Source organism: uncultured Massilia sp. (assembly GCF_913773735.1).
GTDB lineage: Bacteria > Pseudomonadota > Gammaproteobacteria > Burkholderiales > Burkholderiaceae_D > Telluria.
Genome location: NZ_CAJYEB010000023.1, coordinates 303,652 through 320,102 on the forward strand (window position 1 = coordinate 303,652; position 16,451 = coordinate 320,102).

At 65.8% G+C, this 16,451-nt stretch carries 9 protein-coding genes; 7 read left to right on the plus strand and 2 right to left on the minus strand.

All coding sequences use genetic code 11. The features are described 5' to 3' along the window. Positions 1-216 precede the first annotated feature (216 nt). The 5 genes from glnA (at position 217) to corA (ending at position 6,173) form a co-directional block, all read left to right on the plus strand. Positions 217-1,632 carry a type I glutamate--ammonia ligase gene (gene glnA, locus QZ749_RS11105; protein WP_296946567.1) on the plus strand — a complete coding sequence of 472 codons (1,416 nt, stop codon included), beginning with the start codon at positions 217-219 and terminating at the stop codon, positions 1,630-1,632. A gap of 172 nt (positions 1,633-1,804) precedes the next feature. Beyond that, positions 1,805-2,353: a DUF4124 domain-containing protein gene (locus QZ749_RS11110; protein WP_296946570.1), complete on the plus strand. Its 549-nt coding sequence runs from the start codon at positions 1,805-1,807 to the stop codon at positions 2,351-2,353. Positions 2,354-2,359: 6 nt separating this feature from the next. Then, a complete protein-coding gene (gene glnL, locus QZ749_RS11115) occupies positions 2,360-3,436 on the plus strand; it encodes a nitrogen regulation protein NR(II) (protein ID WP_296946572.1) in 1,077 nt (358 codons plus the stop codon). A 63-nt stretch (positions 3,437-3,499) separates the two neighbouring features. Next, complete coding sequence (gene ntrC / locus QZ749_RS11120; RefSeq protein ID WP_296946574.1) at positions 3,500-5,047, plus strand: nitrogen regulation protein NR(I); 1,548 nt, start codon at positions 3,500-3,502, stop codon at positions 5,045-5,047. Between the two features lie 160 nt (positions 5,048-5,207). Continuing rightward, positions 5,208-6,173 carry a magnesium/cobalt transporter CorA gene (gene corA / locus QZ749_RS11125; protein WP_296946578.1) on the plus strand — a complete coding sequence of 322 codons (966 nt, stop codon included), beginning with the start codon at positions 5,208-5,210 and terminating at the stop codon, positions 6,171-6,173. 57 nt (positions 6,174-6,230) lie between these two features. Here the strand turns inward: corA and QZ749_RS11130 are convergent, their stop codons facing one another. After that, positions 6,231-7,109 carry a DMT family transporter gene (locus QZ749_RS11130; protein WP_296946581.1) on the minus strand — a complete coding sequence of 293 codons (879 nt, stop codon included), beginning with the start codon at positions 7,107-7,109 and terminating at the stop codon, positions 6,231-6,233. Then, complete coding sequence (locus QZ749_RS11135) at positions 7,109-8,725, minus strand: NAD(P)/FAD-dependent oxidoreductase (RefSeq protein WP_296946584.1); 1,617 nt, start codon at positions 8,723-8,725, stop codon at positions 7,109-7,111. The genes QZ749_RS11130 and QZ749_RS11135 overlap by 1 nt, the downstream gene beginning before the upstream one ends. 687 nt (positions 8,726-9,412) lie before the next feature. Here QZ749_RS11135 and QZ749_RS11140 point away from each other — a divergent pair. Then, on the plus strand, positions 9,413-12,304 hold the full coding sequence (locus QZ749_RS11140; protein ID WP_296946587.1) for a TonB-dependent receptor: 2,892 nt from the start codon (positions 9,413-9,415) through the stop codon (positions 12,302-12,304). Positions 12,305-13,220: 916 nt separating this feature from the next. Continuing rightward, positions 13,221-16,415: a TonB-dependent receptor gene (locus QZ749_RS11145; RefSeq protein ID WP_296946590.1), complete on the plus strand. Its 3,195-nt coding sequence runs from the start codon at positions 13,221-13,223 to the stop codon at positions 16,413-16,415. Positions 16,416-16,451 lie beyond the last annotated feature (36 nt).

The following is a 16,451-nucleotide window of genomic DNA, read 5'->3' on the forward strand; positions in this document are numbered from 1 at the left end:
TCGTCCGCACCAAGGGAGTGCATTCGCCGTCGGTTGCATCAAATTTGTGCAGTGATGCTGGCGCTTTGATTTTAATGGGCAAATTTGAGGCGTAACAAGGATTCATTAATTATTTGCTCATAGACAAATGCTGGCATAATTTCTGCTTAATAGCTTGTGCGTCCGTCGCACGCCCCGTTGGCGTCGTCGACACCCTTTTTTACTCAGGAGATACGAATGGCAAGGACCGCCGCAGATGTAATGCAGATGCTGAAGGACAACGAAGTCAAGTTCGTTGATTTGCGTTTCGCCGATACCCGCGGCAAGGAACAGCACGTGACCGTTCCTATCTCGCACTTTGACGAAGACAAGTTCGAATCCGGCCATGCCTTCGACGGCTCGTCGATCGCCGGCTGGAAAGGCATCGAGGCATCGGACATGCTGCTGCTCCCGGATCCGAACACCGCCAACCTCGACCCGTTCATGGAAGAGACCACCGTGTTCATGCAGTGCGACGTGATCGAACCGTCGGACGGCAAGGGCTACGACCGCGACCCGCGCTCGATCGCCAAGCGCGCCGAAGCCTACCTGAAGTCGACCGGCCTGGGCGACACCGCCTTCTTCGGCCCGGAACCGGAATTCTTCATCTTCGACTCCGTGAAGTGGAAGGTCGAGATGGCCGGTTCGATGGTCAAGATCGATTCGGAAGAGGCTTCCTGGTCGACCGACAAGGACTTCGAGGGCGGCAACAGCGGCCACCGTCCGACCGTCAAGGGCGGCTACTTCCCGGTCCCGCCGGTCGACAGCTTCCAGGACATGCGCTCGGAAATGTGCCTGATCCTCGAATCGCTGGGCATCCCGGTCGAAGTGCACCACCACGAAGTGGCCGGCGCCGGCCAGAACGAAATCGGCACCAAGTTTTCGACCCTGGTCGAGCGCGCCGACTGGACCCAGAACCTGAAGTACGTTGTCTGGAACGTCGCCCACAGCTACGGCAAGACCGCCACCTTCATGCCGAAGCCGATGGCCGGCGACAACGGCTCGGGCATGCACGTGCACCAGTCGATCTGGAAGGACGGCAAGAACCTGTTCGCAGGCGACGGCTATGCCGGCCTGTCGGAAACCGCCCTGTACTACATCGGCGGCATCATCAAGCACGCCAAGGCCCTGAACGCGATCACCAACCCGGGCACCAACTCGTACAAGCGCCTGGTGCCGGGCTTCGAAGCCCCGGTCAAGCTGGCCTACTCGGCCCGCAACCGTTCGGCCTCGATCCGCATCCCGCACGTGGCGAACCCGAAAGGCCGCCGCATCGAGACCCGCTTCCCGGATCCGCTGGCCAACGTCTACCTGTGCTTCGCCGCGCTGCTGATGGCCGGCCTGGACGGCATCCAGAACAAGATCCACCCGGGCGAAGCCGCGACCAAGGACCTGTACCACCTGCCGCCGGAAGAAGACAAGCTGATCCCGACCGTGTGCTCCTCGCTGGAAGAAGCGCTGGAAGCCCTGGACAAGGACCGCGAGTTCCTGACCCGCGGCGGTGTGTTCAGCGACAGCATGATCGACGCCTACCTCGACCTGAAGATGCAGGAAGTCCAGCGCATGCGCATGACCCCGCACCCGGCCGAGTTCGACATGTACTACTCGTCGTAATCCCTTGCCAACGGCCGATGCCGGACCGTCAACGGACCGGCATCGGATGTAGCCGCAAGGTAACAGAAACGCGGGGAAAGCCGGCCGGCTGCCCCGCGTTTTTCATTGGATGCGTTATAGTCGGGGCATCCCCAACCGGGCGCCCGACGCGGCGCCGACCGACCCGATGCGAATGACAAGCAGCTCCTTCCCGTGCTCCGCCGGCCTGGCCGCGCTGCTGGCCGCACTGGCAGTGCATCCCGGCGCGCGCGCCGATGCCGTCGTCTACAAGTGCGTCGACAAGCAGGGCCGCGTGGAATTCACCGACATCCACCGGGCCGGCTGCAAGCCGCTCGACCTGCCGGGCTACATCCCGGCGCCGGCCTCGGCCCCGCGCCCGGCCGCGGCACCGGCCACGACCGCGACCACGGCGGCCACCCGTCCGGAAGGCGCGCCGAAGCCGCCCCCGAACGCCGGCCCGGCCGGTTTCCCGCGCGTGGACAGCGCCGCCCAGCGCGCCCGCGACGACGACCGCCGCGACATCCTCAACGAGGAATTGCGCGCCGAGGAAAAGAAGCTGGCCGACCTGAAACTGGAATACAAGAACGGCGAACCCGACCGCCTGGGCAACGAGCGCAACTACGCCAAGTACCAGGAGCGCGTGGCGCGGCTGCGCGACGACATCGGCCGCGCCGAGAAGAACGTCGAGGCCCTGCGGCGCGAGATCGCCAACATCCGATAAGGCACCATGAACGACATCCCTACCGCCAACGAGCGCTTCGCCGGGCTGGACCTGCTGGCATCCGCCGTGCTGGTGATCGACGCCTGCGGCCTGGTGCGCTACGCCAATCCGGCCGCCGAGCACCTGCTCGACATCTCGCTCAAGTCGCTGTCGCGCCAGAAGCTGGTCGGCCTGTTCGTCAACGGCGAGGAACTGGGCGCGCTGTGCGAGCAGGCGCTGGCCCACAAGTACGCCGACCTGCGCCAGGACCTGACCCTGCAGCGCGCCGCGCGCGAGCCGCTGCACGTGCACAGCATCGTCAGCGCGGCCGGCGAGGCCGAGGTCGTGGTCGAGCTGCGCGAGAACGTCCAGCAGCTGAAGCTCGACCGCGAGGAGCGCATCCTCGACCAGAGCCAGGCCAACAAGGAGCTGATCCGCAACCTGGCGCACGAGATCAAGAACCCGCTGGGCGGCATCCGCGGCGCCGCGCAACTGCTGGAGCTGGAACTGCCCGACGCGCACCTGAATGCGCTGCGCGAATACACCCAGGTCATCATCAAGGAGGCCGACCGCCTGCAGACGCTGGTCGACCGCCTGCTGGCGCCGCACCGCCGCCCGCACATCGTCGGCGACGTCAACATCCACGAGGTGTGCGAGCGCGTGCGCAGCCTGGTGCTGGCCGAGTTCCCGTCGGGCCTGGCGATCCGGCGCGACTACGACGCCTCGATCCCCGAGTTCCGCGGCGACAAGGAGCAGCTGATCCAGGCGGTGCTGAACATCGTCCACAACGCCGCCCAGGCGCTGCGCGCGCGCATCGCGGCGGGCGAGGCCGAGATCGTGCTGCGCACCCGCGTCGCGCGCCAGATCACGCTGGCGAAGGTCCGTTACGGGCTGGCATTAGACTTGCATATCATCGATAACGGACCGGGCATCGCCCCCGACATCCGCGACCGCATCTTCTACCCGCTCGTCTCCGGGCGCGAAGGCGGCAGCGGCCTCGGGCTGACGCTGGCGCAGACCTTCGTGCAGCAGCACATGGGACTGATCGAGTGCGAAAGCCGGCCTGGACTGACGGATTTCCGCATCCTGATTCCGCTGCCATGAGCGGTGGAAGGAGAGGGCGGTCGCCGTAGTCCCCCTTGAACCATCGCGGGAAGCACGAAACACATGAAACCAATCTGGATTGTCGACGACGATGCATCGATCCGCTGGGTCCTCGAAAAGGCCCTGGCGCGCGAAAACCTCGCAACCCGGAGCTTTGCCAGCGGGCGCGAAGCGCTGGCCGCCTTCGAGACCGAGTCGCCGCAGGTGCTGGTGTCGGACATCCGCATGCCGGGCGAATCCGGCCTGGACCTGCTGGCCGCCGTCAAGGAAAGCCATCCCGGCCTGCCGGTGATCGTCATCACGGCGTTCTCCGACCTCGATTCCGCGGTGGCCTCGTTCCAGGGCGGGGCCTTCGAATACCTGGCCAAGCCCTTCGACATCGACAAGGCAGTGGCGCTGATCCGGCGCGCGCTGGAGGAAAGCCTGCGCGAGGCCAGCGTCGAGATCGCCCCGGCGGAGACGCCCGAGATCCTGGGCCAGGCGCCGGCGATGCAGGAAGTGTTCCGCGCCATCGGCCGCCTGTCGCAGTCGAACGTGACCGTCCTGATCACCGGCGAGTCCGGCACCGGCAAGGAATTGGTGGCGCGCGCCCTGCACAAGCACAGTCCGCGCGCCCAGCAGCCGTTCATCGCGCTGAACACGGCGGCGATCCCGAAGGACCTGCTGGAATCGGAACTGTTCGGCCACGAGCGCGGCGCCTTCACCGGCGCCCAGGCGATGCGGCGCGGCCGCTTCGAGCAGGCCGAGAACGGCACGCTGTTCCTCGACGAGATCGGCGACATGCCGTTCGACCTGCAGACGCGCCTGCTGCGCGTACTGTCGGATGGCCACTTCTACCGCGTGGGCGGGCACCAGCCGGTGCGCGCCAACGTGCGCGTGATCGCGGCGACGCACCAGAACCTCGAGCAGCGCGTGCGCGACGGCCTGTTCCGCGAAGACCTGTACCACCGCCTGAACGTGATCCGCCTGCGCCTGCCGTCCCTGCGCGAGCGGCGCGAGGACATCCCCATCCTGGTGCGCCACTTTTTGGTGCAGAGTGCACGCCAACTGGGCGTCGAGACCAAGCGCATGAGCGAGGAGGCGCTGCGCTTCCTGTCCGGCCTGGAGCTGCCGGGCAACGTGCGCCAGCTGGAAAACCTGTGCAACTGGATCACCGTGATGGCGCCGGGCCAGACCGTCGAGGTCAAGGACCTGCCGCGCGACCTGACCCAGGCCCAGCCGGGCGCCGCCGTCAACAGCCTGTCGGCGCTGCCGGGGCCGGGCAGCGCCGCCGCGGTGGCGATGCCGGCGCCGTCGGCCGGCCCGCTGCACAACGGTGCCGACGGCGTGGCCCTGCAGGGCGTGATGCCCGGCCTGATGTCGGCGCTGGCGCCGGCCGGCGCCGACGGCTGGATCGGCCTGCTCGAACTGCAGGCCGCGCGCATGCTGTCCGAGGGCCAGGTCGAGGTGATGGACGTGCTCGGCCGCCAGTTCGAATCGGCGCTGATCCGCACGGCGCTGAAGCACACGCACGGGCGCAAGAACGACGCCGCGATCCGCCTCGGCATCGGGCGCAACACCATCACGCGCAAGATCGCCGAGCTCGGCATCGACGGCGCCAAGGACGAATAGGGAGGGGTCAGAGCCCGGTGTTGCTTTTCAAGGGGCTCTGACCCCGGTGTTCAGCCGCGCGGCCAGTCATGGTGGGCACCCCGTGCCCACCACACGCGTGTAAGCCCCACGATGGTGTAAGCTCTGTCACCCGAGCAACAACACCATGTGAAGACCCGCAATGCTGATCAACTGCGTCGCCTACCAGGAAGGCAAGAAGCTCTGCGACATCCCCGTCGAGGACATCAGCGACTACCTCGACCGGTCCGGCTGCTTCGTCTGGGTGGCGCTGCGCGACGCCACCGACGCCGAGATGGCGCAGATGAAGGATGAATTCAACCTGCACGAGCTGGCCGTCGAGGATGCCGCGCGCGGCCACCAGCGTCCCAAGATCGAGGAATACGGCGACAGCCTGTTCGCGGTCGTGCACACCGTCGACCTCGAGGGCGACGGCCTCGCGACCGGCGAGCTGGCGATCTTCGCCGGCGCCAACTACGTGCTGTCGGTGCGGCGCGACGCCGCCAAGGGCTTCCTCGGCGTGCGCGCCCGCGCCGAGCGCGAGCCGCACCTGCTGGCGATGGGATCGTCGTTCGTGCTGTACGCGCTGATGGACGCCGTGGTCGACCGCTACTTCCCCGTGGTCGACATGCTCGAGTCGGAGCTCGAGACCATCGAAGACCGCATCTTCATGGACGGCGCCCAGCGCGAGAACGTCGAGCGCCTGTACCAGTTGAAGCGCAAGGGCCTGGTGCTGCGCCATGCCGTGTTCCCGCTGCTGGAAGCGCTCGGGCGCCTGCAGGGCGGGCGCGTGCCGGTGCTGGTGACGAATACCGAGGATTATTTCCGCGACGTGCACGACCACCTGATCCGCATCGCCGGCCGCCTGGACGCGATCCGCGACACCATCAGCACCGCGATCCAGGTGAACCTGTCGATGGTCTCGATCGACGAGAGCGAAGTCAACAAGAAGCTGGCCGCCTGGGCCGCGATCTTCGCGGTGTTCACCGCCTTCGCCGGCATCTGGGGCATGAACTTCAAGGTCATGCCCGAGCTGGACTGGAAGTGGGGCTACCCGTTCGCGCTCGGCGCCATGGTCGGGGTGGCGCTGTACATGTACCGGCGCTTCCGCCGCGCCGGCTGGCTGTAGGGCGGACGGGTTCCGCGCCCGCGCGTTCGGCGTCGCGTCGCGCGCAGGCGAGGCGGCTCAGTCGGCCCGGGCGCTACCGGCGGTACCGGCGCTGCCGGCCGACGCCGCGACCACCAGCGCGATCGCCAGCCATTGCAGCGCGCCCAGCCGTTCGCCCAGCACCAGGAAGCCGGCCAGCGCCGCCACCGCCGGCGCCGAGCTGACCAGGATGCCGAACACGCGCCGCGGCAGGCGCTTCAGGGCCATCATCTCGAGCGTGTAGGGCAGGGCGGAAGACAGCAGCGCCACCGCCAGGCCCAGGCCCAGCACGTCGGGCGCCAGCAGCGCGCCGCCGGCGTGCGCGGCACCGAACGGCACCGTGAACAGGGCCGCCGCCAGCATGCCCCAGGCCACCGCGTGGCCGCCTTGCAGCACGGAGGCGCGCTTGCCGAACACGATGTACAGCGCCCAGCACAGCGCGGCGCCGAGGGCGAACGCGACGCCGCGCGGGTCGAGCCGGGCGGCGCCCTCCAGCGGCAGCAGCAGCCACAGTCCCAGCGCCGCGCAGGCGACCCAGGCCAGGTCGCGCGGCCGGCGCGAGGACAGCACCACCACGGCCAGCGGGCCGGTGACTTCGATGGCGACCGCGATCCCGATCGGGATGCGCGCGAACGCGTGGTAGATCAGCAAATTCATGCAGCCCAGCGTGACGCCGTAGATCGCGATGTCGGGGATGTCGGCGCGCGCCGGCGGCATGCGCCACGGGCGCATGGCCAGCATCAGCAGCAGCGCCGACAGGCCGACGCGCAGGGCCGTCACGCCGTCGCTGCCGACCTGCGGGAACAGGTGCTTGGCGAAGGCCGCGCCGACGTTCTGCGATACCAGCGCGCCGAGGATGGCCAGCGCCGCCGGTGCGGTGCCGGGAGCGCGCTGCGCGGCGGCGCCGGCCAGGTCCATCAGCCGGCCATCGCCAGGGCGACGGCTTCGGCGACGCGGATGCCGTCCACCGCGGCCGACATGATGCCGCCCGCGTAGCCCGCGCCCTCGCCGGCCGGGTACAGGCCGCGCGTGTTCAGGCTCTGCAGGCTGTCGTCGTGGCGCTTGATGCGGATCGGCGACGAGGTGCGCGTCTCGACCCCGGTCAGCACGGCGTCGTGCTTGTAGTAGCCCTTGATCTGCTTGTCGAAGGCGACGAAGGCTTCGCGCAGCGCCACGGTGGCGTAGTCGGGCAATGCCGGCGCCAGGTCGGTCAGGTGCACGGCCGGCTTGAACGAGGGGACCACGGCGCCGAACTCGGTCGAGGCCACGCCGCGCACGAAGTCGCCCATCAGCTGGCCCGGCGCGTCGTAGTTGCTGCCGCCCAGCACGAAGGCGCGCGATTCCAGCTCGCGCTGGAAGGCGATGCCGGCCAGCGGGTGGCCCGGGTAGTCGCTCGGCGTGATGCCGACCACGATGGCGCTGTTGGCGTTGCGTTCGTTGCGCGAGTACTGGCTCATGCCGTTGGTGACGACGCGGCCTTCCTCGGACGAGGCGGCGACCACGGTGCCGCCCGGGCACATGCAGAAGCTGTACACGCTGCGGCCGTTCGAGGCGTGGTGCACGATCTTGTAGTCGGCCGCGCCGAGGATCTCGTTGCCGGCGTTCGGGCCGAAGCGGCACACGTCGATCAGCGACTGCGGGTGCTCGACGCGAAAGCCGATCGAGAACGGTTTCGCTTCGACGTAGACGCCGCGGTCGTACAGCATCTGGAAGGTGTCGCGCGCGCTGTGGCCGACCGCCATCACGAGGTGGCGCGTGGGGATCGTCTCGCCCGAGGCCAGCCGCACGCCGACCACCTGGCGCGCGTTGCCTTCGCCCTCGAGCAGCACGTCGTCGACCCGCTGCTCGAAGCGGATCTCTCCGCCCAGCGACTCGATCTCGGCGCGCATCTGCTCGACCATCTTGACCAGCCGGAACGTGCCGATGTGCGGCTTGCTGACGTACAGGATCTCTTCCGGCGCGCCCGACTTGACGAACTCCGACAGCACCTTGCGCCCGTAGTGCTTCGGGTCCTTGATCTGGCTGTACAGCTTGCCGTCCGAGAAGGTGCCGGCGCCGCCCTCGCCGAACTGCACGTTCGACTCGGTGTTGAGCTTGCGCTTGCGCCAGAAGCCGAAGGTGTCGACGGTGCGCTCGCGGACCTTCTTGCCGCGTTCCAGCACCAGCGGATTGAGGCCCATCTGCGCCAGGATCAGCGCCACGAACAGGCCGCACGGGCCCATGCCGACGACGACGGGACGCGCCGTGCGCGGCGCCGGTTTCGCGGCCGGGACGAACTTGTACTCGGTGTCGGGCGCCGGGCCGATCTGCGGATCGCGCGCCAGGCGCGCCAGTACGGCGGCTTCGTCGCGCACCTGCACGTCGAGCGCGTAGATCAGCACGATGGCGCTGCGCTTGCGGGCGTCGTAGCTGCGCTTGAAGACGGTGAAATCGACCAGCGCGTCCGCGGTGATGCCGAGGCGCTCGACGATGGCGGCGCGCAGGGCGGGCTCGGGGTGGTCCAGGGGCAGTTTGAGTTCTTTGATTCGCAGCATGATGGCATCGAGGCCGGCGCGGAAGGCCCGTCGCAGGGGACGGCGATCGCGCGGCTGGTGAAGGCAAACGGCAAGTATAAGCGATCGGCAGGCCGCGGGCGAGGACCAGGGCGTTTATGCCGGCAAACATGTTGCCTCGTCGGGCAGCCATGGTGCACCGCGATCGATGGCGAAAGAATGAATGTACTTTTGGGAAAATTCCTAGCAGGCTTTCCATCGTACTGAATTACAGGTTGTAACAAGGTGTAACATATTCAGTGTATGCATATGCCAGTTTCGTTGGTGGCATGGCAACACCTTGTTATGTTCGTATCTGGTGCAAGTCTCACCAATTTTCACCAAAATTCGTGTCGGGACGCACCAAGGGTGTGCTCTTGTTATGTGATTTCATCATTGTGTTGTTTCTATGCGTTTTGTTAAGTGTGTTCCGTTGACAATTTCCCGTTTGCCATGGTTTGATCGATGAATCAGTAACGTTTGATTCGGATTCGGCGTTAATTGAGAGCATTCGTCCTACAGGCGGTATGTGTAATTCCAAGCATCAAAAAGAAGCGGTAGAAACAGTAGTCGATGGCTGACCGGCCCGCGCATTGCCGTCACAGGAAGCCTACCCGGCGTATGCGTTGGCGCAGGCGGTAAATGCAAGAAAAGAAACCACTTTTGAAAGTCCCGAGAGGAGAAGTTTTGATGATGTTCAAATTGAAGTCGATGCCGTTGGCCATTTCGACCCTGGTCGCCAGCGGCGCCCTGGTGGCGTCCCTGCCCGCGATGGCGCAGACGACGGAAGCCGCCGGCGCCAGCGCGAGCCCGCAGCGCGTGGTCGTGACCGGTTCGCTGATCAGCCGTGCCGACACCGAAACCCCGACCCCGGTGCAGGTGCTGACGGCCCAGGACATCCAGCGCAGCGGCAAGACCTCGGTCGCCGAACTGCTGAACGACCTGGCCGCCAACGGTGCCGGCACCCTGGGCACCGGCTTCTCCGGCGCCTTCGCCAACGGCGCCTCCGGCGTCTCGCTGCGCGGCCTGACCGTGGGTTCGACCCTGGTCCTGATCGACGGCCACCGCATGTCGCCGTACGCGATCGGCGACGATTCGCAGCGCTCCTTCGTCGACGTGTCCAATATCCCGTTCGACGCGATCGAGAGCATCGAAGTCCTGAAGAGCGGCGCCTCGTCGCTGTACGGTTCGGACGCGGTCGCCGGCGTGGTGAACATCAAGCTGAAGAAGAACTTCCAGGGCACCCGCTTCGCGGCCGAGACGGGCGATACGCAGCACGGCGGCGGCGCGACGCACCGCGCCTCGCTGAGCACCGGCATCGGCGACATCGACAACGACGGCTACAACGCCTTCATCACCGCCGAATGGCGTCACCAGGGCGCCATCAAGGTCTCGGACCGCAGCCAGTTCCAGTGGGCGAATCCGGACTGGCGCTCGCGCGGCGGCAACGACCTGACCTTCGGCGTGCCGACCGCGCGCCTGGGCTACCTGACCGCGGCCAGCTCGCCGTTCCTGTACAACCCGTCGAACCCGAACAACCCGGCGGGCGTCTCGAACGTCAACAATCCTGCGAACTACCAGTTCCTGGATCCGAACTGCAACTTCACCAAGTACCGCGCGGGCCAGTGCTCGGTGACCGATACCGTCGGCAATATTCAGCCCGAATCGGAAAACCTGAACCTGCTGATCGGCATGACCAAGAAGCTGAACGCCGACTGGGAACTGGCGTTCAAGGGCTCGATGTTCAAGCGCGACAACCACAGCAACCGCGGCCTGGGTCCGGTTTACAACCCGACCAGCTTCACCGGCTACAACATCATCAACAACGGCGTCGTGCTCCCGGGTATCGGCGCGGTGCGCAGCACCACGTTCGCCCCCGGCGCGGCCATCGGCGCCAACCTGACCAATCCGTTCGCCCAGAATGCCCGCCTGTACGGCTACATCCCGGGCGTGCCGGCATCGGCCTCGCAGGACAATACCGCCACGACCACCCGCTTCGCGCTCGACCTGCATGGCAGCGCCTACGGCTGGGACGTCAACATCGCCGGCGGCCTGACCAAGTCGAAGGCCGACATCGACTACGGCGGCAACGTCAACCGCGCCGCCCTGTACCGCCTGATCAACAACGGTACCTGGAACGTGCTGGGCGGCAATTCGCAAGCCCTGCTGGACCAGGTGGCGCCGCGCTATTCGAACACGCTGGAATCGAAGCTGAACTACTTCGATGCCGTGGGTTCGCGCGAACTGATGCAACTGGGCGCCGGCCCGCTGGCCATGGCGGCCGGCGTGCACTGGCACAAGCGCGACTGGAACGCGCCGGCGGCGTCGCTGACGGCCAACGGCACCGTGGCCAGCACCTCGGCCTTCGTGATCGGTTCCGAAACGAATACCGCAGCCTTCGCCGAACTGCAGGCGACCCCGATCAAGAACGTGGAACTGCACGTCTCGGGCCGCTACGACCACTTCGACACCTACGGCAATTCGTTCACGCCGGCGGCGAGCTTCAAGTGGCAGCCGGTGCAGCAGTTTGCGCTGCGCGGTACCTTCGCCCGCGGCTTCCGCGCACCGAACCCGGCGGAAACGGGTAACTCGGGCTCGTTCTTCTCGGCCAGCGGCCTGAGCGATCCGATCCTGTGCCCGACCGGCACCACGGCCCCGGCCGGCACCCCGATCACCGGCGCCTGCGACATCACGCCGACCTACGTCCAGCGTCCGAGCCAGAACCTGTCGCCCGAGAAGTCCAAGTCGTACACCCTGGGCATCGTGGTCGAACCGGTCAAGGGCCTGAACGCCACGCTCGACTACTACAAGATCGACGTCAAGAACCAGATCGTGACCGCCGTCGGCAACGACCTGAGCTTCCAGCCGACCTTCGTGCGCGGCCCGGCGGCGCCGATCGACCTGTCCAACGGCAACGGCGGCTCCGTCGTCGGCACGCCGATCGCCGGTCCGATCCTGTTCGCCGAATCGCCGTACATCAACGCCGGCGCGACCAAGACCGAAGGCATCGAGGCGGACATCGGCTACCGCTGGCGCCTGCCGAGCGACATGGGCCAACTGCGCGCCAACATCAGCGCGGCGCACACGATCAGCTACGAGCAGACCGTCGCTGGCGTGACGTACCAGCTGGCCGGCACCAACGGCCCGTCGGTGGTGTCGGGCGCGACCGGTTCGCCGAAGAACCGTGCCCAGTTCACGCTGGGCTGGGCGAAAGGCCCGCTGGATGTGAATGCCACGGTGAACTACACCAGCAGCTTCTCGGCCCTGGATCCGGCCGCCGGCGCGACCGACTGCCGCACCGCGGCCGCCGACATCACCGGCCGTCCCTACTTCACTGGCCCGACCCAGCCGGAGTACTACTGCCACATCGCGTCGTTCACCTCGACCAACCTGAACATCCAGTACAAGTTGAGCGAGAACCTGACGCTGCGCGGCTCGATCCTGAACCTGTTCGACAAGCAGCCGCCGCTGGATCCGAACACCTATGGCAACTCGACCGTGCAGACCGCGTACAACGCATCGCTGCACCAGGCCGGCGCCATCGGCCGCTTCTTCAACCTGGGTCTGAACTACACGTTCTGATCCGTATCGCAACGGCGGCAGTGATGCCGCCGCTGCGCAACATCCAGACGCCCCGGGGCGGACGCAAGTCCGCTGCCGGGGCTTTTCTTTTGGCGCCGTTCGCGCTGGCTGTACGAACCGGCCCCGCTGCTGGCGGTATGTTCCATTGCCGAGGTGGCGCACGGCGAGGCGGCGATGGGCGAGGCGGCAGGTTCCCTGTTGTTGGCATCGCAGCACGGATCACGCCTAGCGGACCGCCTCCGCCCGATGGCGGCGCTGCCACATGCCGCGCGCTGATGGCGATGCGGACTGGCAACAAAGACTGGCTGCGGGAGTGGTCGATGACGCCAGCGCCGTCGCGGAGAACTCCAGTCGGGTTCGGCAAAGACCCGCAGAGGGGGTGTCCATCGATGCGAAGCCCACATTGCCTGTCGCAGCCTGGTAGCGCATATGTTGTACAGATCCAACGTCAACGTCACAATATTTTTATTTTACGAAATGAAACTTGTGCGCTATGACCGTGCGTAGTTGTACTACGGCTGGACCAAACTGGGGCGCCCGGCATAGCGTTTCTATCTGTTATTTATGGCCAGAATATGTTAAATGTTTTAATTTTTCATTATTTCATACACAACTGCTCAACATGTGCCTATAAATTTGTATAAACAACTAAAACCCGCGTCCTGCGACGGCGCCATGAAGAATTCAGGTGCACCAATTTGATGCGTTTTTTTCCACTGTAAATATAAGAATAAAGTGCTTTGGAGAAATTGACGGCAACAAAATATGTATGTTTTATTAAATATATACGCGGCAAGAAAGAGAGATTCTTGTTTCCGGGTAAAGAAAAACATGTCGCAACCGTCGTGTTTTTGTGATCGAGAACTGCAGTACGAGTCGCCAAAGTAGCGGCTTCGATAACAGAATAGGGAATCACATGCTTAAGAAATCCGTTTTAACGCACGCATTGGCCCTGGCGTTCGGGGGAACTGCGCTGGTCGTGGGCGTCATGCCGCCGGCGATGGCGCAGTCGAACGCCACCGGTACGGTGAGCGGTCGCGTGGAAGGTACGCCGGGTGCCAGCGTCGCCCTGACGAACACCGAGACCGGCTTGCGCCGGACCGGTTCGGTCGACTCGCTCGGCCGCTTCCAGGTGACGTCGCTGCCGCCGGGCCACTACCGCGTTGACCTGATTCAAAACGGCAACGCGGTGCGTTCGACCGAAGTCGACGTCCTGCTCGGCCAGGGTGTCGATGCATCGTTCCTGAACGTACAAGCGGTCACGGTGACCGGTCGCCGCAGCCGCATCGACCTGACCACGGCGGCCAACGGCGTCACGTTCACCGCCAAGGAACTGAGCAAGCTGCCGGTCCAGCAGAACCTGACCTCGATCGTGCTGCTGGCACCGAACACCACCAAGGGTGACCCGGCATTCGGCAACACCGCATCGTTCGGCGGCAGCGGCGTATCCGAAAACGCCTTCTACCTGAACGGTTTCCCGATCACCAACCCGCTGAGCCAGCTGGGCTCGATGGAACTGCCGTTCGGCGCGATCCAGCAGGCCAACGTGATGACCGGCGGCTTCGGCGCCGAGTTCGGCCGTTCGATCGGCGGCGTGATGGCCGTGACCTCTAAGAGCGGTACCAATACCTGGGAAGCGGGTGCGACCTATTCGATCGAGCCGAATTCGTGGCGTGCCAGCCGCCGCAACATCGTCTACGCCAATAACGGCGCCGACACCGACGGCCGGATCGACCTGCGCCGCGACAACCGTTCGACCACCAGCCGGCAGTACGGCGGCTACGTCGGCGGTCCGATCATCCAGGACAAGCTGTTCATGTTCGTCGCTGCCGACCAGACCCTCGGCACCGACAGCTACCTCGGTTCGGCCAGCTCGGCCGCGCCGTCGACGATCGCGGAAAGCGGCTGGAACGCGAACCGTACCTGGGAAAACCGCTGGCTCGGCAAGCTGGACTGGAACATCACCGACAACCACCGCCTGGAGTTCACCACCGTCGGCGACGACGTCCGCGGCCGCTACCAGAAATACGGCTACGTGCTGGACAGCACGACGGCGACCGATGGCCTCGTCAACCTGAACGGCCACCCGAACAACACGCTGTACTCCTCGGCCGTGGCACGCAATATGGGGCCGACCGATGCGTACTACCCGCAGACCCCGGGTTCCAAGCTGAACACGCTGCGCTATAACGGCCAGGTCACCGACGACCTGACGGTCACCGCCCTGTACGGCGTCCTGAAGACCGAACGCGGCACTACCTACGAGCAGGCCGGCCAGAACACCGGCGGTGCGGTGCCGCCGTCGGTCTCGGTCATCAACTACACCGGCGGCAATGGCCGCTGGCCGGCGATCAACCCGGACCTGTTCCGCACCCACAACATCTTCCCCGGCAACCGCGCGACGCCGGGCGAAGACCAGACCAAGGCGGCCCGCTTCGACGTCGAGTACAAGCTCGGCGACCACAAGCTGCGCGCCGGTATCGACTCGGTCAAGATCGACGTCAGCGGCGCAGGTGTCGCAACCAGCGGCGGCTTGAGCTGGAGCTATCGCTGGGTCGGCGCCGGCAACGCCAATAAATCGGTGCCGCTGTCCTTCAGCCGTCCGGCCGTCGTCGCCAACTATGGTGGCTCGGGCCTGGATGGTTACTACGTCCGATCGAACATCTTCAGCTCGATCACCGACGCGTCCGCGAAACAGACCGCCCAGTACATCGAAGACCAGTGGCAAGTGACCCCGAACCTGCTGTTGAACCTGGGCCTGCGCAACGATACCTACTCCAACTCGAACGGCGATGGCGAGAAGTTCATCGACATGAAGAGCCAGGTGGCGCCGCGCTTCTCGGCGATCTGGGACGTCAACGGCGACAAGTCGCTGAAGGTCTATGGTAGCCTGGGCCGCTACTACCTGCAGCTGCCGACCTCGGTGGCGGCACGCGCGGCATCGCGCTCGACCTACCTGAACCAGGACTTCACCTATACGGGCGTCGATCCGAACACCGGCGCGCCGACGGGCCTGGTGCCGATCAATACCCAGCAGTCCCCGGACGGCGAATACAACCAGCGCAAGGATCCGCGCGCCATCGTCGCCGACGGCCTGAAGCCGAACTACCAGGACGAGCTGACCATCGGCTTCGACAAGGCCTGGACTGCGGACTTCAACTTCGGCGGCAAGGTCACCTACCGCAAGCTGGGCGCCGGTATCGACGACAGCTGCGACACCCGTCCGATCCTCGACTTCGCGGAAAAGAACGGCATCGACATCAAGTCGCCTAACGCGGTCAACTGCTTCATCTTCAACCCGGGCCGCGACGTGACCCTGTGGGTGGATGGCAACGACGCCGCCGGCAACCCGGTCGTGACCGGCAAGGGCCAGTATGCGCACTTCACCGCCGCCCAGATCGCCCAGCCGAAGGCCAAGCGGACGTATGCGGCGCTGGACATGTACATGGAACACCCGATGCGCAACGGCTGGTTCGGTCGCGTCAACTACACGCTGTCGCGTTCCAAGGGCAATATGGAAGGCCAGACCCGTTCCGACACCGGCCAGACCGACGTCGGCACCTCGGCGGCATGGGACTTCCCGGAGTTCTCGCCGGGTAGCGACGGCCTGCTGCCGAACGACCGCAAGCACCAGCTGAAGGCGTTCGGGGCGTACCAGATCACGCCGGAACTCACGGTCGGCGGCTTCGCAACGGTACAGTCGGGCCGTCCGCGCCTGTGCCTGGGGACCAACAACCAGTCCGACGGTTACGACGAGGAAACCGGCCTGGGCCTGGATCCGCGCTTCCCGTACAACACCGCCTACGGCGGCCCGGGCTACGGCGCCGAGTACTACTACTGCGGCGGCAAGCTGTCGCCGCGTGGTTCCCTCGGCCGCCTGCCCTGGGAAAAGCGCCTGGACCTGAACGTGGTCTACGCGCCCACCATGCTCAAGGGCCTGGCCGTGAAGGTCGACGTGTTCAACGCGCTCAACTCGCAACGTCCGATCACCCAGGATTCGACGTACGACGAGGGCGACCAGAACGTGTTGTCCGCGACCTACAACGAGTACACGGCCTACCAGGCGCCGCGCTCGATCAAGCTGACCGTCGAGTACAACAAGCGCTTCTGATTGCGCATCGGCGGCGCCGCCCGGCGCCGCTCGCGA